The sequence below is a fragment of the Streptomyces spirodelae genome, from assembly GCF_017676385.1.
GTDB lineage: Bacteria > Actinomycetota > Actinomycetes > Streptomycetales > Streptomycetaceae > Streptomyces > Streptomyces spirodelae.
The window spans coordinates 185,518-205,945 of the sequence record NZ_JAFFZN010000012.1 but is presented as its reverse complement, the minus strand read 5'-3'; the positions used below and the strand labels follow the sequence as shown (position 1 = coordinate 205,945).

The 20,428-nt window shown below is 70.7% G+C and carries 21 protein-coding genes; 11 read left to right on the top strand and 10 right to left on the bottom strand.

What is annotated here, in order from left to right; genetic code table 11:
* Positions 1 to 915, top strand: a 915-nt coding sequence (locus JW592_RS15470; protein ID WP_307805425.1) for an arylamine N-acetyltransferase family protein, incomplete at its 5' end; no start/stop codon positions are given.
* Positions 916 to 938: 23 nt separating this feature from the next.
* On the opposite strand, the gene JW592_RS15465 is transcribed toward JW592_RS15470, so the two are convergent.
* The 4 genes from JW592_RS15465 to JW592_RS15450 all read right to left on the bottom strand — a co-directional run bounded on the left by JW592_RS15465 (position 939) and on the right by JW592_RS15450 (position 3,429).
* Positions 939 to 1,643 carry a PH domain-containing protein gene (locus JW592_RS15465; protein WP_209265638.1) on the bottom strand — a complete coding sequence of 235 codons (705 nt, stop codon included), beginning with the start codon at positions 1,641 to 1,643 and terminating at the stop codon, positions 939 to 941.
* Positions 1,644 to 1,755: 112 nt separating this feature from the next.
* Positions 1,756 to 2,097, bottom strand: a complete 342-nt coding sequence (locus JW592_RS15460) for a hypothetical protein (protein WP_209265637.1) — start codon at positions 2,095 to 2,097, stop codon at positions 1,756 to 1,758.
* 86 nt (positions 2,098 to 2,183) lie between these two features.
* The gene (locus JW592_RS15455) at positions 2,184 to 2,738 is read right to left on the bottom strand and encodes an SRPBCC family protein (protein WP_209265636.1); all 555 of its coding nucleotides are present in this window, start codon (positions 2,736 to 2,738) and stop codon (positions 2,184 to 2,186) included.
* Between the two features lie 73 nt (positions 2,739 to 2,811).
* Entirely contained in the window at positions 2,812 to 3,429 is a 618-nt protein-coding gene (locus tag JW592_RS15450) for a TetR/AcrR family transcriptional regulator (protein ID WP_209265635.1), read from the bottom strand.
* Between the two features lie 248 nt (positions 3,430 to 3,677).
* Between JW592_RS15450 and deoC the strand changes: the two genes are divergently transcribed.
* Genes deoC through JW592_RS15435 form a run of 3 tightly spaced genes read left to right on the top strand, consistent with a single transcriptional unit; the run spans position 3,678 to position 6,973 of the window.
* Positions 3,678 to 4,655 carry a deoxyribose-phosphate aldolase gene (deoC, locus tag JW592_RS15445; protein WP_209265663.1) on the top strand — a complete coding sequence of 326 codons (978 nt, stop codon included), beginning with the start codon at positions 3,678 to 3,680 and terminating at the stop codon, positions 4,653 to 4,655.
* A 4-nt stretch (positions 4,656 to 4,659) separates the two neighbouring features.
* Positions 4,660 to 6,102, top strand: coding sequence for an aldehyde dehydrogenase family protein (locus JW592_RS15440; protein ID WP_209265634.1), 1,443 nt, complete (start codon positions 4,660 to 4,662; stop codon positions 6,100 to 6,102).
* On the top strand, positions 6,089 to 6,973 hold the full coding sequence (locus JW592_RS15435) for an aldehyde dehydrogenase family protein (RefSeq protein ID WP_209265633.1): 885 nt from the start codon (positions 6,089 to 6,091) through the stop codon (positions 6,971 to 6,973). The genes JW592_RS15440 and JW592_RS15435 overlap by 14 nt, the downstream gene beginning before the upstream one ends.
* A 41-nt stretch (positions 6,974 to 7,014) precedes the next feature.
* Here the strand turns inward: JW592_RS15435 and JW592_RS15430 are convergent, their stop codons facing one another.
* On the bottom strand, positions 7,015 to 9,141 hold the full coding sequence (locus JW592_RS15430) for a SpoIIE family protein phosphatase (RefSeq protein WP_209265632.1): 2,127 nt from the start codon (positions 9,139 to 9,141) through the stop codon (positions 7,015 to 7,017).
* A gap of 198 nt (positions 9,142 to 9,339) precedes the next feature.
* Positions 9,340 to 10,047, bottom strand: coding sequence for a winged helix-turn-helix transcriptional regulator (locus tag JW592_RS15425; RefSeq protein WP_229376061.1), 708 nt, complete (start codon positions 10,045 to 10,047; stop codon positions 9,340 to 9,342).
* 89 nt (positions 10,048 to 10,136) lie between these two features.
* On the opposite strand from JW592_RS15425, the gene JW592_RS15420 reads away from it, so the two are divergent.
* Positions 10,137 to 11,348: a pyridoxal phosphate-dependent aminotransferase gene (locus JW592_RS15420; protein ID WP_209265630.1), complete on the top strand. Its 1,212-nt coding sequence runs from the start codon at positions 10,137 to 10,139 to the stop codon at positions 11,346 to 11,348.
* Positions 11,349 to 11,438: 90 nt separating this feature from the next.
* Here JW592_RS15420 and JW592_RS15415 read toward each other — a convergent pair whose 3' ends face one another.
* The gene (locus JW592_RS15415; protein WP_209265629.1) at positions 11,439 to 12,044 is read right to left on the bottom strand and encodes an MBL fold metallo-hydrolase; all 606 of its coding nucleotides are present in this window, start codon (positions 12,042 to 12,044) and stop codon (positions 11,439 to 11,441) included.
* Positions 12,044 to 13,132, bottom strand: a complete 1,089-nt coding sequence (locus JW592_RS15410; RefSeq protein WP_209265628.1) for an S-(hydroxymethyl)mycothiol dehydrogenase — start codon at positions 13,130 to 13,132, stop codon at positions 12,044 to 12,046. The genes JW592_RS15415 and JW592_RS15410 overlap by 1 nt, the downstream gene beginning before the upstream one ends.
* A 212-nt stretch (positions 13,133 to 13,344) precedes the next feature.
* Here JW592_RS15410 and JW592_RS15405 point away from each other — a divergent pair, with 212 nt between their 5' ends.
* Entirely contained in the window at positions 13,345 to 14,013 is a 669-nt protein-coding gene (locus tag JW592_RS15405; RefSeq protein WP_372446512.1) for a uridine kinase family protein, read from the top strand.
* A 246-nt stretch (positions 14,014 to 14,259) separates the two neighbouring features.
* On the opposite strand, the gene JW592_RS15400 is transcribed toward JW592_RS15405, so the two are convergent.
* Positions 14,260 to 15,207 (bottom strand): SigE family RNA polymerase sigma factor, encoded by a 948-nt coding sequence (locus tag JW592_RS15400; protein WP_209265627.1) that lies wholly within the window; start codon positions 15,205 to 15,207, stop codon positions 14,260 to 14,262.
* A 203-nt stretch (positions 15,208 to 15,410) separates the two neighbouring features.
* Between JW592_RS15400 and afsQ1 the strand changes: the two genes are divergently transcribed.
* From afsQ1 to JW592_RS15375, 5 genes are all read left to right on the top strand, one after another.
* Entirely contained in the window at positions 15,411 to 16,088 is a 678-nt protein-coding gene (gene afsQ1 / locus JW592_RS15395) for a response regulator (protein ID WP_209243345.1), read from the top strand.
* Between the two features lie 145 nt (positions 16,089 to 16,233).
* Positions 16,234 to 17,973 (top strand): ATP-binding protein, encoded by a 1,740-nt coding sequence (locus tag JW592_RS15390; protein ID WP_209265661.1) that lies wholly within the window; start codon positions 16,234 to 16,236, stop codon positions 17,971 to 17,973.
* Positions 17,970 to 18,620 carry a hypothetical protein gene (locus JW592_RS15385; RefSeq protein ID WP_209265626.1) on the top strand — a complete coding sequence of 217 codons (651 nt, stop codon included), beginning with the start codon at positions 17,970 to 17,972 and terminating at the stop codon, positions 18,618 to 18,620. The genes JW592_RS15390 and JW592_RS15385 overlap by 4 nt, the downstream gene beginning before the upstream one ends.
* Positions 18,621 to 18,708: 88 nt before the next feature.
* A complete protein-coding gene (locus JW592_RS15380; protein ID WP_209265625.1) occupies positions 18,709 to 19,380 on the top strand; it encodes a VanZ family protein in 672 nt (223 codons plus the stop codon).
* A 115-nt stretch (positions 19,381 to 19,495) separates the two neighbouring features.
* On the top strand, positions 19,496 to 19,699 hold the full coding sequence (locus JW592_RS15375) for a PspC domain-containing protein (protein ID WP_209265624.1): 204 nt from the start codon (positions 19,496 to 19,498) through the stop codon (positions 19,697 to 19,699).
* 147 nt (positions 19,700 to 19,846) lie between these two features.
* On the opposite strand, the gene JW592_RS15370 is transcribed toward JW592_RS15375, so the two are convergent.
* Positions 19,847 to 20,284: a hypothetical protein gene (locus JW592_RS15370; protein ID WP_209265623.1), complete on the bottom strand. Its 438-nt coding sequence runs from the start codon at positions 20,282 to 20,284 to the stop codon at positions 19,847 to 19,849.
* Between the last annotated feature and the right edge of the window lie 144 nt (positions 20,285 to 20,428).

Sequence of the window (20,428 nt, the reverse complement as noted above, 5' to 3'; positions counted from 1 at the left end):
CCGGACAGGCGGATGGCCGCCCGAACGGAATCCCAGGCAGGAGGGTCGACAACCATGTGGCACGGTGAGCAGCTCGATCTTGAGGCGTACCTCGACAGACTCGGGTACGAGGGGGAGCGTGACCCCTCGCTGGAGACCCTGCGGGCACTGCACCGGGCACATGTGCTCTCGGTGCGCTGGGACAACCTGGACAGCTTTCTGCACCAGTCGGTCTCGCTGGACCTGGCCGACCTCCAGGCCAAGCTCGTCCGACGGGGCCGCGGCGGCTACTGCTACGAACACGCCACGCTCTACGCGGCAGCGCTGGAGCGGATGGGCTTCCGCTTCACAGCGGTGAGCGGGCGGGTGCAGCTGGGCGCTGAGAAGATCCTTCCGGCGACGCACGCCATGCTGCTCGTCGACATCGACGGGCGTCGCTGGCTGAGCGACATCGGCTACGGTGGCAGCCCTCTCGCCCCGATCGAGCTGGTCGAGGGCGAGGCAGGCAACGAGGTGACCATCGAGGGCCGGCCCTTCCTGCTGCGCCGCACCGAGATCACTCCGGGCGCGGACGGCTGGGCGCTGCACCAGCCGGACGGGCGGGGCGGCTGGATGGTGCGGCACAACTTCACCGAGAACCCCCAGTACCCGGTGGACTACCAGCTCGGCAACCACTTCATCGCCACCAGCGACCACTCCCCCTTCAACCGCCGCCTCTTCATCCAGCGCATCCGCCCCGAGCGCACCGACCGGCTCGACGGCCTCACCTGGACGATGCACGCCGCCACCAACACCGGGGCGGAGCCGGACGAGAAGCGCACCGTGCAGCCGCAGGAGCTGCCCGGGCTGCTGTCCGGAACGTTCGGGTTGGCGCTCTCCGAGCGGGAGGCGGAGCTGGTGGTCGCGAAGATGGAGGCGCACGACCCGCGCCCCTGACGGGGCGCTCCGCTCAGCCCCGGCTAGCCCGTGGCCAACAGGACGGCCAGGAGGACGGCGCCTGCCGCGGAGGGGGCGATGACCTCGAAGGCCCAGCGGACGGCGACCGCGCCCCGGGCCGCATCCTTCTCGCCGTGCGTCTCCAGCAGCTCCCGGAGCTCGTCAATGGTCTGGTCGGAAGGGGCCCGCTTCTCCGCCGTGTCCGCGTCCCCAGCGGCGACCTGCGGCACCCCGCGCCCGCCGAACAGTCCACCGGGTCCGGCAGCGGGCGGGCGGCCCGAGGCGATCCGCTCGTTGTGCCGGGTCGCCTTCTTGCGGGCGCGGAGGGAGACCGGGATGGCCCAGAGCTGGTACTTCTTTCCGTCGGCGACGACCTCGCTGGAGTATCCGGCGCGTACGGCCTCCACGGCTCCCCAGGGCACCTCGATCGTCCTGAACGGGTTGCGGACCCGCATCCGGCGCTCCCCCGCGAAGACGGCGGGGCGCAGGGTGAATGCGACCACGAGCGGTACGGTGAACAGCAGGCCGGCCAGCGCGAGCCATGGTGTGCGGCCCTCGCCGCCGATGATCGCGTCGATGGAGAGCCACAGGCCGATGGCCAGCAGCGCGATACCGCCCGCCATTCCGGCGGGCGAGCGGTACACCCGGTCGGGGAACTCCTGCCCGCCGCTTCCCGCGCCGTCGCCCCGGCCCTTGTCCCCGCTGTCCTCACTGTCCTCGCTCGTCATGCGAACGATTGTGCCGGACCGTCCGCATGACGGACATTGCGGTACGGCATCGAAGAGCCCGAACGGACCGAAGACCGATCGGCCGGAAGACAGGTCCGGAAGCGGCGGCGCCTCAGCACTCGGGTACCCGGTCGGGGGACACCTCGCCGTCGTCGCTGATGATCGACGTGCTCGCGGCGACATAGCCCGATCCGCCGTCGTAGGAGACCTTGTACGTCGCGCCGTAGCCGTATCCGGACGCATCCGTTTCACCCGGTGTGTAGCACTCGACCGTCACCGGGGTGAGCGTGGTCAGCCTGCCGACCGGCTGCCGGCCCCGGGGGTCGGCAGCCGGCCAGACCGTGACGTCGTCGTAGTTTCCGATCTTCCCCTCCACGTCGCCGCATCCCGTCAGCACAGCCGTCGACAAACCGGCCGCCGCAAGCGACACCACCACTCGCTGTCCGCCGTTCACACACACGCGCCAGGGTCGAGCAAGTCGCGTACATCTTTCATGTGCGGGTCTCCTTCCTGGTGTGACTCACCGAGTCGCTGTGCTGGTCACCCCGTGCGCCGCTCACCGCCCCCCGAGTTGCCCGCCGTGCCGGGCAGGGGTGACTCCTCAAGACGGTGCTTGAGGCGCTTCAGGGTCGTGGTGATGTGGCGCTCGTTGACGCCGATGCGGTCGGGGACGCCCGTGATCAGGATGGCGAAGGGAATGAACCACAGCGGCACGCGCAGCCAGTTGGTCTCGGTGACGGTGCAGCAGCCGTCCGGTACGGACGCGATGTCGTACTGCCACCGGGAGATGGGGACTCCGAGCGGCGCCGCCACCTCGTAGGCGAACCTCCGGTTCGGATCCGCGTCCGTGATACGGCAGTTGGTGAACCAGCGTCTGAAGCCGTTGCGGTTGTAGCCGCGGAAACGGGCACCCACCGCGGCGGTCGTAGCGCCGCCCAGCCAGCGGGCGCGGTGTGCCTCTTCGCCGAGCCGCGTCAGCAGGAGCGGATCACTGACGACGCGGTACGCGGCAGCCGGGGTCGCGTTGATGGTGACCGTGCCGGTGGCCGCCGGGTTCGGGAAACGCGGTATGCGGGACGGGCGTGGCACGCGCATCGGCGCCTCCTCGGCTGATGTAATCAACGATTACATCAGCGGCCGGAGCGCGGGTCAAGGCTTGGAGCGCGGGTCAACCCTCCCTGGAATCAGGGACGTTGGCGATGCCCATGCCGAAGGTGTCCAGCACCTGCTCGGCGAGCTGCTCAGCGCGGTCCGGCGGCAGGTATCCGTCGACGATCATCTGGGACAGGCCGTAGACAACGGCCTGTCCCGCGAGACCCACGATCGCCGGGTCACCGGGCCGCAGCACCCCGGCCTCCTGGTCGGCGACGATGATCTCGGTGAAGACCCGCTCGATGTCCGCGAGGCGCTGGTGCAACTCGACGGGCTGACTGCCACCGAACACCCTGGTCCTGATCAGCTCGAAGCGGCGCGGGTGGCGGATCGCGTAACGGACGAACCCCAGGCCCAGAGCGCGCATCATCGACCGCTCGGCCTCAGCGACCGTGCGGAGCTGATGCTCAGCGAAGTCGGCCAGAACGCGGTCGGCCACCGCCGTCAGCAGGGCCTGGCGGTCGGCGAAGTGGCGGAACGGGGCGCCCGGCGAGACCCCTGCGCGGCGCGCCACTTCCCGTACGGTCACCTGCTCCATTCCGCGCTCGTCCAGGAGCTCGACGGCCGCCGCGGTGAGGGCGGCGGGGAGGTCGCCATGGTGATAGCCAGCACGGTCACTGGGCTTGCCCTTCATGGACGCAGTGCTACCACATGCCGTGTTGCCGGGTTGCTCGTCCCCCGCGGCACTGGAGCGGCAAGTCGGGCTTGTCGATCGGGAGGGCGGGCCCAGGGTTCGGTGACCACGGGGAGGCGTTTGGGGTGGTCGTGCTGGGGGGGCTTGGGTTTGTTTCGTCACCTGTTCAAGGGGTGACGTTTTCGGTGGGTGGTCGAGTGGGGAGGGGTGACAGTCACTACGCGCGTAGATATGGTGCTCTGGTGAGCATGCCTACCGATGCGGCCCCTCGCGACGCGGGGAGGGGCTCCCTCTCCGACGTCGTGACTTCCGATGCCGCTCTCCGTCGCTTTCTGCAGGGGCTTCCCGGTGTCGACGCGGTCGGGCTGGAGGCCCGGGCCGCCGCGCTGGGGACCCGTTCCATCAAGACGACCGCCAAGGCGTACGCGCTCGATCTGGCGATCTCGATGATCGACCTGACGACGCTGGAGGGGGCCGATACGCCGGGCAAGGTGCGGTCCCTGTGTGCCAAGGGCGCCCGGCCGGACCCGGGAGATCGTTCGACGCCCCGGGTGGCCGCCATCTGTGTGTACGGGGACATGGCGGCCGTCGCCAAGGAGGCGCTGGCCGAGCTGGGGGCGGGTGAGATCAATGTGGCGTCCGTGGCCACGGCGTTCCCGTCCGGGCGCGCCGCGATGCCGGTGAAGCTGGCCGATACGCGGGACGCGGTTGCCGCCGGCGCCGACGAGATCGACATGGTGATCGACCGGGGTGCCTTTCTGGCCGGTCGGTACATGCAGGTGTTCGAGGAGATCCAGGAGGTGAAGGCCGCCTGCGGCGCGGCCCATCTGAAGGTGATCTTCGAGAACGGGGAGCTGGCCACCTACGACAACATCCGGCGGGCCTCCTGGCTGGCCATGCTCGCCGGGGCCGACTTCATCAAGACCTCGACGGGGAAGGTGGCGGTGAATGCCACGCCTCCCAACACCTTGCTGATGCTGGAGGCCGTACGGGACTTCCGGGCTGCCACGGGGCGTCAGGTGGGGGTCAAGCCCGCCGGTGGGATCCGGACGGCCAAGGACGCGATCAAGTACCTGGTGATGGTGAACGAGACGGTGGGAGACGACTGGCTCAGTCCGGACTGGTTCCGGTTCGGGGCATCAAGTCTGCTCAATGATCTGCTGATGCAGCGCCAGAAGCTCTCGACCGGGCGCTACTCCGGTCCCGACTACGTAACGGTGGACTGAGCCGATGAACGCAAAGTTGTTCGCTTACGCGCCCGCGCCCGAGTCCCGGTCCGTCGTCGAGATCGCGTCGTCGTACGGACTCTTCATCGACGGGGAGTTCCGTGAGGCGGCCGCCGGGAAGGTGTTCAAGACACTGGCGCCGGCGAGTGAAGAGGTGCTGTCCGAGGTCGCGTACGGGGACGAGGCCGATGTCGACGCGGCGGTGCGGGCTGCGCGTGCCGCGTTCGGGGCGTGGTCGGCGATGCCGGGGGCCGAGCGGGCGAAGTATCTGTTCCGGATCGCGCGGATCGTTCAAGAGCGTGCGCGTGAGCTGGCGGTGCTGGAGACGCTGGACAACGGCAAGCCGATCCGGGAGACGCGGGACGCCGATCTGCCGTTGGTGGCGGCGCACTTCTTCTACTACGCGGGCTGGGCCGACAAGCTGGCGTATGCCGGATGCGGGCCGAATCCGCGTGCGCTGGGGGTCGCCGCGCAGGTCATCCCGTGGAACTTCCCGCTGCTGATGTTGGCCTGGAAGGTCGCTCCGGCGCTGGCTGCCGGCAACACGGTGGTGCTCAAGCCGGCCGAGACGACGCCGCTGTCGGCGCTGTTCTTCGCGGACATCTGCCGGCAGGCGGGGCTGCCCAAGGGCGTCGTCAACATCGTCACGGGTGATGGTGCGACCGGTGCGTCGCTGGTCGGGCACCCGGATGTGAACAAGGTGGCGTTCACCGGGTCGACCGCCGTGGGGAAGCAGATCGCCAGGACGGTGGCGGGGACGGAGAAGCGGCTGACACTGGAGCTGGGCGGGAAGGGCGCGAACATCGTGTTCGAGGACGCGCCCCTCGACCAGGCGGTGGAGGGCATCGTCGGCGGGATCTTCTTCAACCAGGGGCAGGTGTGCTGCGCCGGCTCCCGGCTGCTGGTCCAGGAGTCGGTCCAGGAGGAGCTGCTGGACGCGCTCAAGCGGCGGCTCGGCACGTTGCGGGTCGGTGATCCGCTGGACAAGAACACCGATGTGGGCGCCATCAACTCCGCCGAGCAGCTGGCCCGGATCACCGAGTTGGCCGAGGCGGGCGAGGCGGAGGGTGCCCAGCGCTGGTCGCCGCCGTGCGAGCTGCCGGGCGAGGGCTACTGGTTCGCGCCCACGGTCTTCACGGGCGTCAGCCAGGCGCATCGGATCGCCCGTGAGGAGATCTTCGGCCCTGTGCTGTCGGTGCTCACCTTCCGTACGCCGGACGAGGCGGTCGCCAAGGCCAACAACACGCCCTACGGCCTCTCCGCCGGTATCTGGACGGAGAAGGGCTCGCGCATCCTGAAGCTGGCCAACCAGCTGCGGGCCGGCGTGGTGTGGGCCAACACGTTCAACAAGTTCGATCCGACCTCGCCGTTCGGCGGCTACAAGGAGTCCGGCTACGGCCGCGAGGGTGGCAGGCACGGTCTGGAGGCTTACCTTGAGCACGCCTGATACGCACAGCAGCGCGCGGCTGTCCGTACTGAAGACCTACAAGCTGTACGTCGGGGGCAAGTTCCCTCGCAGCGAGAGCGGCAGGGTGTACGAGGTGACGGAAGCGAAGAGCGGCCAGTGGCTGGCCAATGCCCCGCTCGCCTCCCGTAAGGACGCGCGGGACGCGGTGGTCGCGGCCCGTAAGGCGTTCGGCGGCTGGTCGGGCGCGACGGCCTACAACCGGGGGCAGATCCTCTACCGGATCGCGGAGATGCTGGAGGGGCGCCGCGAGCAGTTCGCCGCCGAGGTGGCGTCGGCCGAGGGGCTGTCGAAGGCGAAGGCACAGGCGCGGACGGACGCGGCGATCGACCGCTGGGTCTGGTACGCGGGCTGGTCGGACAAGCTCGCCCAGGTGGTGGGCGGCGGCAACCCGGTCGCGGGGCCGTTCTTCAACCTCTCGACACCGGAGCCGACAGGTGTGGTGGCCGTGCTGGCGCCGCGGAGCTCGTCGCTGCTCGGGCTGGTGTCAGTGCTCGCACCGGTGATCGTCACGGGCAATACGGCCGTCGTGGTCGCCTCGAAGGCGGCACCGCTGCCCGCGCTCTCGCTGGCCGAGGTGCTGGCCACCTCGGACCTGCCCGGGGGCGTGGTCAACATGCTCTCCGGCGACACGGCCGAACTCGCCCGCCCGCTGGCCGCGCACCAGGACGTGAACGCCATCGACCTGGCGGGCGCCGACGCCGAGTTGGCCGCAGAGCTGGAGGGCGCCGCTGCTGAGAACCTGAAGCGGGTGCTGCGGCCGGACGGCGACGACTGGGCGGCCGAACCCGGCCTTGAGCGGATGACCGCCTTCCTGGAGACGAAGACGGTCTGGCATCCGATCGGCGCCTGACCGCGTTCGTACGTCACCTGATGGCCGTGTGAGAGCAGCGGTCATGGTCCGTCGGCTGCGCGGATGAGGAGCAGGGCGATGTCGTCATGGCGGGGTGCCGACCGTTCGGCCTGCCGGAGGATGCCGTCGGCCAGGGCTTCGAGACTCTCGGGTTCGGCTGCTTCCAGGTGGCGGGCGAGTGCGCTGATGGCGTCGTCGATGTCGCAGCCGGGCCACTCGACGAGCCCGTCGGTGTACAGGACGAGGACGGCGCCGGGCGGGAGGGGGGCCTCGGTAGTGGAATATCCGGCGTCCGGATCGATGCCCAGCAGCAGCCCTGGGGGCAGGTGAACGATGTCGGTGCGCCCGTCGGGGTGGCGGAGCAGGGCCGGGGGGTGGCCGGCCGTGGCCAGAAGCGCGCGGTGGTTTGTGAGGTCGAGGTGCGCGATGAGGCAGCTTGCGAACAGTCCGGGGTCGAGATCGGTCAGCAGGCGGTTGGTGCGTGCGAGGACCTCGTGGGGGGAGGTACCGACGGCGGCGTGGCCGTGGACGGCGGTTCGGACCTGTCCCATCAGGGCGGCGGCAGTGGTGTTGTGGCCTTGCACGTCGCCGATCGCGGCGACGGCCGTCGTGGGTGTGCAGCGGATGAGGTCGTAGAAGTCACCGCCGATGTCGACACCGTGGTCGGCGGGCTGGTAACGGGCGGCGACCTCCAGGCCGGAGAGGCGCGGCAGGGCGTGCGGCAGCAGACCGGTCTGCAGGGCGTGGGCGAGAGCGTGCTTGGCGTCGTAGAGGCGGGCGCGGTCCACGGCCTGGGCGATCAGCCCGGCCAGCGACATGAGCAAGGCCCGCTCGGCGGGCGGGAACGGGTGGGGCTCGTCATAGGCGAGGATCAGGGAGCCGACCGGACTGCCGGAGACGGTCAGGGGGAGGAAGGCCCACGAGGCCATGTCGTCCTCGTGCGCCTGCGGGTAGGCCCTCTTGAGGTCGGCGAAGGTGGCGAAGAAGCTCGCCACACCTGTGGTGACGACGCGCGCGGCAGGAGTGCCGGAGTGCAGCGGTGTCCCTCCGAAGCGGGCCACCAGCTCAGGGCTGTAGCCGCGGTGGCTGGTGAGCTGCAGTCGTCCTTCCTCCAGGATCTGCAGAGCCATGGCCTTCGGGCCGAAGCCCGGCACGATCTGGTCGGCTGCCGTTTCGACCACGTCCTGTACTCCGAATGCCTCGGCGAGGGCGGTGGCAAGGTACGTGAGGTGGTACAGCGCCGTCGCTCCTACGGGCCCGGCTGTGGACAGGGCCGCAGCGCCGACGTCATCAGTGGCGGTCGGTTCCTTGGCGGTGGGGGTGATGTGGATGCTGATACCGCTGTCGTCCGGGTAGAGCTGGAAGGACAGCCGGGAGTCGGGAGGGCGCTCGGCCGTGAAGGCAGTGGGCTGCCGGGAGAACATCGCCTCTCGGTAGCGGTCCTCGAAGACCGGATGGTACAGCCACGGCAGCACCTCCCAGGGCCGTTTGCCCAGGAGAGAGGCGGCACTGGAGCCGATCAGTTCGGCGCCTGCGGAGTTGATGAAGGTGAGACGGCCGTCCAAGTCGAGCGCGCAGCAGCCCACGGGCAGCCGCTCGGCGAAACCCAGGGCGGCCATGGCCCGGGCGGGGTCGGCCGTGTGGGGGTGCAGCGCGGGCAGCAGACGAGGTTCATGAGGGATCTCCAGCGGACGGCCGCTGTCGGCGGCCTGTTGCAGGAGCTCTGCCGCACGCCGACAGCAGGCGGTGATCGCCTCCTGCTCGGCCGCACTGAGCTGCGGCGGGTGCCAGACGGGCCACAGCAGCACAATGCCACCCCACACGGTGGTGTCGCCCGTGATCGGCGCTGCGGCGAGCATGAAATCGTACGGCAGGACGAAGCCGACCCGCGGGTAGCGGCGGGCCATCTCCTCCTGGCCGGTCAGCCACACGAGACGCCGCCTGCGTACAGCGTCCGTCACCGGGATCTCGGCGTCCACGGGTACCCGGTTCCACGGAGCGAGGACCTGCCGGGACAAACCGGAAGCCACTACCGGCCGTAGCGCACGCTCTCCCGGCGGCAGCAGAAACACCGCTCCCACCGATGCGCCGGTGTCCCGCACAAGGTTGGCCAGCAGCGCATCCAGCAGCCCTCCGCCGTGGTCGGTGGCTCCTTCGGGGGGATGCATGGTCGTCACCTGCCACGGTCGACAGACGCGGCGCTGCGGCTGTACCCGAAGCGGAAGCTGCCGCGGGTGGCCTCGGCGCTGCTCCTGACCCTCGTACCGCACCAGCGGCACCACACGTCACCCATATACGGACGATACGTCCACTGCGCCGTGTCGGCATCCCGCCTCGGCCCGTACGGGTGCCTGGCAGTGCAGCCGCTACCCCGTCTCGGCCTGCCGGCCACCCGTGGCCAAAGAGCGCGCCAGCGGACCCGCCCCTGCCACCCGTACCGCCCCCGCCCGGACGCCGTCCGCCAGCGCCAGCGAGCCCTCCGCAAGCGCCACGCACTCCTCAGCAGCCAGCTCCAGTCGCAGGTCGGCGCCCTCGGACGCCGGGCCCTCGCCGTACAGCGAGCCGCCCTTGGCGTCACCCAATCGCAGGTGGAAGGTACCTTCGGGGAGTACGACATCGACGAGCGCCCTCTCGTGCCCGACCGCCCGCTGCACGGCGTCCCGCAGGGGCAGCGCCCACCAGTGGGCGCGCACGGCGTCGGTGGCGCGTGGCTTGCCCAGCGCGGGGGCGCCCCAGTCGGCGAGGGCCGTCAGCACGGGCAGCAGCGCGCGGCCGCGCTCGGTGAGTTCGTAGACGTAGCCGGACGCCGGGCGGGGCTGGCGGCGGCGTTCGGCCAGCCCTTCGCCCTCCATGTGCTTGAGCCGCGCGGCCAGTACGTCGGTGCTGACGCCGGGCAGGTCGGCGTGCAGGTCGGTGTAACGGCGCGGACCGGCCAGCAGTTCGCGGACGATGAGCAGGGTCCAGCGGTCCCCCACCGAGTCGAGGGCGCGCGCCATGGCGCAGAACTGGTCGTAACTGCGCCGGGACCGCCCCGGGTTGGTCGTTCTCTCGCTCGTACTCGCGTGGCTCGGCATGCCGCTCAGTCTAGACATTAAGTTGGACTTTCCAAGTGCCAGCTTGGTAGAACCAAGTAGCCAGATGTGGACCAGGAGGGCGGGGCACCATGGAGTTCCGGCAGTCGAACAAGCTCAGCGAGGTCTGTTACGAGATCCGCGGCCCGGTGATCGAACAGGCCGACGCGCTGGAGGAGGCAGGCCACAGCGTGCTCCGCCTCAACACCGGCAACCCAGCGCTGTTCGGGTTCGAGGCGCCGGAGGAGATCATCCAGGACATGGTGCGGATGCTCCCCCAGGCACACGGCTACACCGAGTCGCGCGGCATCCTCCCGGCCCGCCGTGCGGTGGCCCAGCACTACCAGGAGCGCGGCTTCCCCGAGGCCGACGTGGACGACGTCTACCTGGGCAACGGGGTCTCGGAACTCGTCTCCATGGCCGTACAGGCCCTGGTCGAGGACGGCGACGAGATCCTGATCCCCGCACCGGACTTCCCGCTGTGGACGGCAGTGACGACGATGGCCGGCGGCAAGGCCGTGCACTACGTCTGCGACGAGCAGGCCGACTGGCTGCCCGACCTGGACGACATGGCCGCGAAGATCACCCCCCGCACCAAGGCCGTCGTCATCATCAGCCCCAACAATCCCACCGGTGCCGTCTACCCGCGCGAGTTGCTGGAGGGCATCCTCGACCTGGCCCGCCGCAACGGGCTGTTGGTCTTCTCCGACGAGATCTACGACAAGATCCTCTACGACGACGCCGTCCACCACCACGTCGGCACGCTCGCCCCCGACCTGGTCTGCCTCACCTTCAGCGGCCTCTCCAAGGCGTACCGCGTGGCGGGCTTCCGCTCCGGCTGGCTGCTGGTCTCAGGGCCCAAACAGCACGCCCGCGACTATCTGGAGGGCCTGGGCATGCTCGCCTCCATGCGGCTGTGCCCCAACGCGCCTGCCCAGCACGCCATCCAGGCCGCACTCGGCGGCCGCCAGTCGATCGAGGACCTGGTACTGCCCGGCGGGCGGCTGCGCGAACAGCGGGACGTGGCCTGGCGGAAGCTGAACGAGATCCCCGGCGTCAGCTGCGTGAAGCCCAAGGGCGCCCTGTACGCGTTCCCCCGGCTGGACCCCGAGGTCCACAAGGTCCACGACGACGAACGCTTCGTCCTCGACCTGCTGCTCCGCGAGAAGATCCAGGTCGTCCAGGGCACCGGCTTCAACTGGGCCCACCCGGATCACTTCCGCATCCTCACGCTGCCGCGGGCGGACGACCTCGATGCGGCGATCTCCCGCATCGGCCGCTTCCTGGAGAGCTACCAGCAGTAGGCGGCGCTCCCCCATCTGCCGCTCCCCATGGGGCACCCACCGGCGAGACGGTGGGCGCCCATGGGGCGGGCGGGGCAGCGCGGAGCCAGGTCAGACGTTGGCCGTCTCCTCCCCCACCGTCGTGCTGTCCCCGTGCCCCGTCCGTACGACAGTCTCCAGCGGCAGCGTCAGCAGCCGCTCCTTGATCGAGCGGACGATGGTCGGATGGTCCGAGAAGGAGCGCCCCGTCGCCCCCGGGCCACCCTGGAAGAGCGTGTCGCCGGTGAAGACGGTGCCCAGGGTCGGCGCGTACAGACAGACGGCACCCGGCGCGTGGCCGGGAGTGTGCAGCACGGTCAGATCCGTACCGGCCACCGACACCACCTGGCCGTCCGCCAGCTCGCCGTCGGGCGCCCGCTTTGGGTGGGTCATCTCCCACAGCGGCAGATCGTCCGGGTGCAGCAGAACGGGCGCGCCCGTACGCTCCGCGAGCGCGGGCGCCGCGTCGATGTGGTCGTTGTGCGCGTGGGTGCACACGATCGCGCGCAGCGTACGCTCCCCGACGGCTGCCGCGATGGCGTCCGCGTCATGCGCCGCGTCGATGACGACGACTTCCCGGTCGTCCCCGACGATCCACACGTTGTTGTCGACCTGGTGCGTCTCCCCGTCCAGCCGGAACTCCCCGCTGGTGACGAGGTGATCGATGCGGGCCGCCATCACAGCATCACCACCGAACGCAGCACATCGCCACCGTTCATGCGCTCGAACGCCTTCTCGACCTCGTCCAGCGCGATCGTCTCAGTGACGAAGGCGCCCAGGTCGAGCCGTCCCTGCAGATGGAGGTCGACCAGCATCGGGAAGTCCCGGGAGGGCAGACAGTCGCCGTACCAGGAGGACTTGAGCGAGCCGCCCCGCCCGAAGACGTCCAGCAGCGGCAGTTCCAGCTTCATCTCCGGGGTCGGTACGCCGACGAGCACGACGGTGCCCGCCAGATCGCGGGCGTAGAACGCCTGCTCGTACGTCTCCGGACGGCCCACCGCCTCGATGACGACATCGGCGCCGAAGCCGCCGGTCAGCTCGCGGATGGCCGCGACCGGGTCGGCGGTGGCGGAGTTGACGACGTGCGTGGCGCCGATCTTCTCCGCCGTGGTGAGCTTGCGGTCGTCGATGTCCACCGCGATGATCTTCGCCGCACCCGCGAGCCGCGCCCCCGCGATGGCCGCGTCCCCGACGCCGCCGCAGCCGATGACGGCGACGGTGTCCCCGCGGGTCACCTGCCCGGTGTTGATCGCCGCGCCGATCCCGGCCATCACGCCGCAGCCCAGCAGCCCGGCGACGGCGGGCGAGACGGCCGGGTCCACCTTGGTGCACTGCCCGGCGGCGACCAGCGTCTTCTCGACGAAGGCGCCGATTCCCAGGGCCGGCTCCAGCGCGCGCCCGTCACTCTTGAGGGTCATCTTCTGCTCGGCGTTGTGGGTGTCGAAGCAGTACCACGGCCGCCCGCGCTTGCACGCCCGGCACTGTCCGCACACGGCACGCCAGTTGAGGATCACGAAATCGCCCGGCTCGACGTCCGTCACCCCGTCGCCGACCGCCTCCACGACGCCCGCCGCCTCGTGTCCGAGGAGGAAGGGATAGTCGTCGCTGATTCCGCCCTGCTTGTAGTGCAGGTCCGTGTGGCACACGCCGCACGCCTGCACCTGAACGACTGCCTCGCCGGGGCCCGGGTCGGGGACGACGATCGTCTCGACCCGCACCGCCTCGTTCCTACCCGGCGCGACGACCCCGCGTACTTCCTGAGCCATACGTGCGGGCCTCCCTCTTCCATCAGGTTGCTGTGGGGCGCCATTCTCGCTGTTCGGGAACGGTTTCCGGGAGGGGCGGGCGCGCGTCGGTGCGGACGAATTCCAGCCGCGTCCATTTCACGGACCGCTACCCGCGATCGCCGCACACGCTTCCCCTGGGTTGCCGCACGCGCCTTCGATTCCACCCGGTGGATGCCGGACAATGGTTGCCCGTGACCGACTCCAGCGACGTATGCGACGTACCCGAGCGAGCGACCCCCGCGGTCCCGGCACCCGTTGCGGCCCCCGCCACCGCCGCCCGGGTCATCCTGCTCACGGGCCCCTCCGGCTCCGGCAAGACCCGACTGGCGGCGCGCAGCGGGCTCCCCGTCCTGCGCCTGGACGACTTCTACAAGGAGGGTGACGACCCGACCCTCCCCCTCGTCGGAACCGAGGTCGACTGGGACTCGCCGCTCTCCTGGGACGCGGACGCCGCCGTACGCGCCATCACCCGCCTCTGCGGCGAAGGCACCGCCACGGTCCCCCTCTACGACATCTCCCGCAGCACCCGTACCGGCGAGGAGCAGCTGGATCTCGCCGGCTCCCCGCTCTTCATCGCCGAGGGCATCTTCGCCGCCGACATCACCGCACGCTGCACCGCCCTCGGCCTGCTCGCCGATGCCATCTGCCTGCGCGGCCACCCTCTGACGACCTTCCGCCGCCGGCTGGTCCGCGACATCCGCGAGTCCCGCAAGCCGCTCCCCACCCTCCTCACCCGCGGCCTCCGCCTCCTGCGCGCCGAGCCCGCCATCGTCGCCCGCCACCACGCCCTGAGCGCCCATCCCTGCGCCCACCCGCAAGCCGCGGCCCGCATCACCCACCTCCGCGAAGCTGCCCCCTGACCCAAGACGGAACCCCACGTTCCCGACGGTGCGTTCCCTCCCGGTCGCTCTCCGCTGACCAGCATGCGAGCACGTGAAAGAGCGGTTCCGGGGAGGGTGTGACCCTCCCCGGAACCGCTCTTTTGTCCCCCCGGTGTTCCCCGTTGCCCCCCTGTTTCCCCTTTTCCCTTCCCCCGTTTCCCCCGTATCGCCTGCCCCCGTGTCCCCGCGGGGGCAGACGATCGTTTTCGGCGGACGGTCGCGCGGTCAGGCGACCAGTTCGTCGAAGCTTTCTTCCTGGTTGCGGCCGAAGCTGAGGACCTCGTCGTCGCGGAGGCGGCGCAGGGAGCGCCAGATGCTGCTCTTGACCGTGCCGACACTGATGTCGAGTATGTCCGCGATCTCAGGGTCCGTCCGGCCCTCGTAGTAGCGGAGCACCAGCATGGTGCGCTGGAGTTCGGGCAGGCGGGCCAGGGCCTGCCACAGGACGGTGCGCAGTTCGGTGCCGCGCATCGCGTCCTGCTCGCCGGCCGTCTCGGGCAACTCCTCGGTCGGGTACTCGTTCAGCTTGCGGCGGCGCCAGGCGCTGATGTGCAGGTTGGTCATGGTGCGCCGCAGGTAACCGCCGACGGCGGCCTTGTCGCTGATCCGGCCCCAGGCCCGGTACGTGGAGAACAGCGCGCTCTGCAGCAGGTCCTCGGCCTCGTACCGGTCGCCGGTCAGGTGGTAGGCGGTGGCGTACAGGGAGGCCCGGCGTTCGCGTACGTACGCGGTGAACGCCGCCTCGGCGTCCGCGTCCGTCTCACCGTCCGAGGCAGCGTCCCCCACGTACGCCCCGGCGGTGCCGAGAACGGCCGCCTCCCTGTAATCGCCACTCCTACGGGAGTTCCCCTCGCTCCCGTTCTCCCCCGTGTTCCCCGTCTCCCCTCGGGTTTCCCCCTGTTCCCCCGTGTTCCCCCCAGGGGCGTCCCCCCGGAGCCCCTCGACGGCGGGGCCGAAGACGGTCCGCGGCCGCACACGTCCGGCACCGCGGGCACATCCTCGCCCGCCCACAAGCTCCCGGCTCCGCTCCAGCAGGGCGGTACCCGTCTCGGCGCCGGACTTCTCGCCCGGCCGGCTCTGCGAACCGGACCGGTTCGAAGAAACGGGAACCGAAGGGAGGTGCAGACGCGTGTGAAGGACTGCGCTCGTGTTGGTGCCGTGCAGTGTGTTCATCTCGCGCCCCCTCGGAGCAGAACCCGATCGCTTGCTTGACCCCGTACACACTGCCGCCCTCATTTCATCGCCAGGTCCCCCGTCTGTCACAGCGGTGTCACAAGGGGCGGCGGGCCACACAACGCGCAGGCCGGGGGGCGTGTCGCTGCCCTGCGACGACCGCCGGTCGAAGTATGGGGGCGCCATGGGCCAGAATGGCGCGCGTGCCTTTCCTGTTGCTGATCGAGGACGATGACGCTGTCCGTACCGCCCTGGAGATGGGTCTGACCCGCCAGGGGCACCGCGTGGTGACCGCCGCGTCCGGCGAGGACGGCCTGAAACTGCTGCGCGAGCAGCGCCCCGACCTGATCGTGCTGGACGTGATGCTGCCCGGCATCGACGGCTTCGAAGTGTGCCGCCGCATCCGCCGCACGGACCAGTTGCCGATCATTCTGCTGACGGCGCGCAGCGACGACATCGACGTCGTGGTGGGCCTGGAGTCGGGTGCGGACGACTATGTCGTCAAGCCCGTCCAGGGTCGGGTGCTCGACGCGCGCATCCGTGCCGTGATGCGGCGCGGCGAACGGGAGTCCAACGACTCGGCGACGTTCGGCTCGCTGGTGATCGACCGCTCGGCGATGACGGTCACCAAGAACGGCGAGGACCTGCAACTGACGCCGACCGAACTGCGGTTGCTGCTGGAGCTGAGCAGGCGGCCGGGGCAGGCCCTCTCGCGGCAGCAGTTGCTCCGGCTGGTGTGGGAGCACGACTACCTCGGCGACTCGCGGCTGGTGGACGCCTGTGTGCAGCGGCTGCGCGCCAAGGTCGAGGACGTGCCCTCCTCCCCCACCCTGATCCGTACCGTGCGCGGCGTCGGCTACCGACTGGACGCCCCGCAGTGACCCGACGTACGAACGGAATCGCAGTGTCGACGCGTACGGCCAACGGGACCACGGCGTGCGGGACCACGGTCTGCAGGACCACGGCGTGTACGACCACGGCGTGCGGGGACAGGGCGTACGGGACCGCGGCGGACGGGACCGCCGAGTGACCGAGGCCCCCTCTCTCGGCGAGCGCCTGCGCACCCGGCTCGCCGGGGTACTGCCCACCCTGCGGCTGCGCCTGGTCGTCGTCTTCGCGCTGGTGGCGCTCACCGCCGCCGTCTCCGCCTCCGGCATCGCCTACTGGCTCAACCGCGACGCGGTCCTCACCCGTGCCCAGAACGCGGCCCTCAACGACTTCCGCAAGGCCATGGAGGACAACGCGGGCAACCTCCCCCGCAAGCTCAGCTGCCAGGAGTTGCGCGAGGCGGCCGCGAAGATGGCACGCAGCTCGCAGAACTACCAGGTGCTGCTCATCGACCGCACCGAGGACGGCAAGAAGTGCGCCGCGGCCTCCAACGTGGACGACTTCACGCTTGGGGACGTCCCCGAGCGGCTGCGCAGCGCCGTCGCCAAGAAGCGTTCCGTCGACAAGAAGAACAAGCACCCGTACCACCTGTACTGGCAGCGGATCACGCTGGACGGCGACCCGTACCTGGTCGGCGGCGCCAAGGTGATCGGCGAGGAGCCGACGCCCACCGGGTACCTGCTCAAGTCCCTGCGGCCCGAGCGTGACGACCTCAACTCGCTGGCCTGGTCGCTGGGGATCGCCACCGCGCTGGCGCTGATCGGCGCGATGCTGCTGGCACAGGCCGCCGCAACGACCGTGCTGCGGCCCGTAAGGCGGCTGGGAGAGGCGGCGCGCAGGCTGGGCGAGGGCAAGCTGGAGACCCGGCTGCGGGTCTCGGGCACGGACGAGCTGGCGGAGCTGTCCCGTACGTTCAACGACGCGGCGGCCTCGCTGGAGCAGCGGGTTGCCGAGCTGAGCGCCCGGGAGGCGTCCAGCAGGCGCTTCGTCGCCGATATGTCGCACGAGCTGCGGACACCCATGACGGCGATCTCCGCGGTCACCGAGGTGCTGGAGGAGGAGCAGGACAACCTCGACCCGATGATCGCGCCCGCCGTACAGCTGGTGGTGAGCGAGACCCGGCGGCTCAACGACCTGGTGGAGAACCTGATGGAGGTCACCCGCTTCGACGCGGGTACGGCCAAGCTGGTGCTGGACGACGTGGACGTGGCGGACCAGGTGACCGCCTGCATCGACGCCCGCGCCTGGCTGGACGCGGTCGAACTGGACGCGGACCGCGGGATCATGGCGCGGCTCGATCCGCGCCGCCTGGATGTCATCCTCGCCAACCTCATCGGCAACGCCCTCAAGCACGGCGGCTCCCCGGTGCGGGTCTCGGTGCGCACCGAGGACGACGCGCTGCTGATCGAGGTCGCCGACCAGGGGCCCGGCATCCCGGAGGATGTGCTTCCGCATGTCTTCGACCGCTTCTACAAGGCCAGCGCCTCCCGCCCCCGCTCCGAGGGCAGCGGTCTGGGCCTGTCCATCGCGCTGGAGAACGCCCATATCCACGGCGGCGAGATCACCGCGCACAACGCGCCCGAGGGCGAGGGCGGCGCGGTCTTCACCCTCCGGCTCCCACGTGACGCCCGCCGGATCGCCGAGGAGCGCGAGAACGGCGAGCACGACCAGCACGACGTGCACGACGTGCACGGTGACACCAGCGGGAGCGACCGAAGCCGCGATGGCGACGGCAACGACGAGAACGGCACCGACACCCCTGGCGCGGGCGGCGCCGGTGACAGCGGCGTAGGCCCGGACGACCGGCCGGACAACGGCTCGGACGGCGAATCGGGTGGCCCGCAGGCGCGGGGGCGCGGGGAGGGGGACGATCGATGAGGCGCCGTGTCGCCGCGCTCGCGCTGCTGTGTGCCCTGGCCTCGCTGGCCACCGGCTGCGGCATCCGCGCCACTTCCGTACCGGTGGACGCCGGCGCTGCACCCTCCCGGGTGGGCTGTGTGCTGTCTGACGACCGCGAGAGCCCCGAGGGAGGCGGCTCCGCCTCCGTCGTCCGCGTCTATCTGGTGTGCGGCTCGCGCGTCTCGCCCGTCGAGCGGGAGGTGCGGATGCCGGGCGGGCGCTCCTCTGCGGAGCGGCTGCCGGTGGCCCGCAAACTGCTGAACGAGCTGAGGAAGCCGCCGCAGACCGTCGAGAAGTCGGCAGGCTTCGAGACCGCCGTCCCCAGGAGGCTGACGATCAGCAAGGGCACGGACGGCGACCCGGACGAGGCGCTGCGGCTCAGCGAGCCGCTGGACAAGCTGCCGCCGTACGCGCTGGCGCAGATCGTGTGCACCTACGCGGACACCTCGGCCGCCGACGCCGAGGGCGGTGTGGTCCTGGGCGGACCCGCCGGCAGCGGTAAGAGGGACGGGAACGGTGACGGGGACGGGAACGACGGGGACGGCTCGCCGCTCCGGCGTTACGAGTGCGGCTCCGCGCTGCGCACCCATCCCCAGTCCGCCGAGACGGCTGGCACCCACCTGTGACGCTGCATGCGTCGCAGGTGACGCATGCGCCGCACGCGTCACGGAGCGCCGGGCGGAGCACGGTGCGGAACCGTCGTGTGACACAGCCATGACCTGCTCGGCACACCACCCCGGAACCACAGCGGAACGCGTCGGCGTCTTCCATGACGTGCAGCGCCTAGGCTCCGGCGGCCCGACACCCTCCGCCACCCGAATCCGCCTCGCGGGACTCCTCCTGCTGGCGGCGCATCTGTGTCTCGTCGGCTGGCTGACGCTGCGCCCGCTGTCGGTGCCCTGGGTGGCGCCGGCCAATCTGCATCCGCTGGCCAGCATCCGCTCGGACCTGGCCGAGGGGCCCCGGGCGACGCTGGAGGGAATCGGCGGCGGACTGCTGCTGCTGGCGCCGTTCGGGGTGCTGCTGCCGCTGGCCACCGGGCGGCTGCACCGACGGCTGCCGGGCACCGTGGCACGCACGGTCTTCGCGGGGGCGATGGTGTCGGTCGTCCTCACCCTGGCGCAGACGGGGGTGCCGGGGCACGTTGCCGACATCGACTCGGTGCTGCTGAACACCACGGGCGTGGCGCTCTCGGCCGGTCTGCTCTTCCCGCTGCTGCGCCGCTGGCTGCGGCACCGGGACGGCGACTACGGGGGCCACGGCGACCGGCTCGGAGAGCGGGAGCAGCGGTCGCATGCCGTCGCGCCCCGGGGCGGGCTCGGCGAGCGTAAGGAGAAAAGTCAGGGTTCGACCCCGAGAACGACCAGGGTCGGAATGGCACCCTGAGGCGAGGTTTCGTCCGGGAAGTCCGGTCTACCGTCGAAGGAGTACGGCGACGACAGCCGTACCGCGCCGCGAACGCGAAGCGCCGTGCAGACCGGACAGCGAAGGAGCCGTCCTGATGTCCACACTTGCCCGCCCCACCGAAGGCCGGATGATCGGCGGCGTGTGCGCCGCGCTCGCCCGCCGGTTCGGCACCACACCCACCACGATGCGGGTGATCTTCCTCGCCTCGTGTCTGCTGCCGGGGCCGCAGTTCCTTGTCTACCTGGCGCTGTGGATTCTCCTCCCGGAGGAGGGCCGCACCCACAGTTCCGCCTGGTAGCGGGCTCCTGGTAGGGGGCTCCTGCTGGTGGCCGACGCCCGGAGCCGGTGCCTGGGGGCCGACGCCCGGGAGCGAGGCGCAACACGGACGGCGGGTGGCCCACAGGACACCCGCCGTCCGCGCGTCAGGAACACACCGGGTGCTCGCTCAGTGCGAGCCGCCGATCGGAAGGGCCTTGCCCAGCGGCAGGCCGCCGATCATGCCGCCGCCCGGGCTGGAGCTCTTGCCCTTGGCCGCCTTACGGGCGTGGTCGGCAACCGTCTCGGTGCCGTCGAGCGGGGTGCCGGTCAGCGTCCCGGCGAGTGCCTCCTGTGCGACGCCCACCGGCTGGGAGAGGCCGCCCGGCAGACCCTGGGTGGCCTCCTCGAGGGGGAGCTCCTTGAGGGTCTTGCCGGCGGTCATGGCGGCGCTCTTGGCGACCGGACCGAGGGCGCGGCCGCTGGCACCGACCGCCTTGGAGCCGAGCACATCGGTGGGGGTACCGATCGTGTCGAGGGGGAGCGCGTTGGCGGTACCGGCGCCCGCCGCGACGACCGCCGCGCTCATCGCGGCGACGCCCAGGGTCTTCTTGGCTACCTGCTTCATCAGTGTTTACGTCCTCGGAACGGGGGCTTGAGCAGCCCGGAGGGGGCTTGAGCAGCCTGGCGAACGTAGCCAGGAATTCCGAGGAGCCGCAAACAAGCCGACGCCGCCGTAAGTCGCCGTTCCACACTGCTTCAAAGGGGCCTT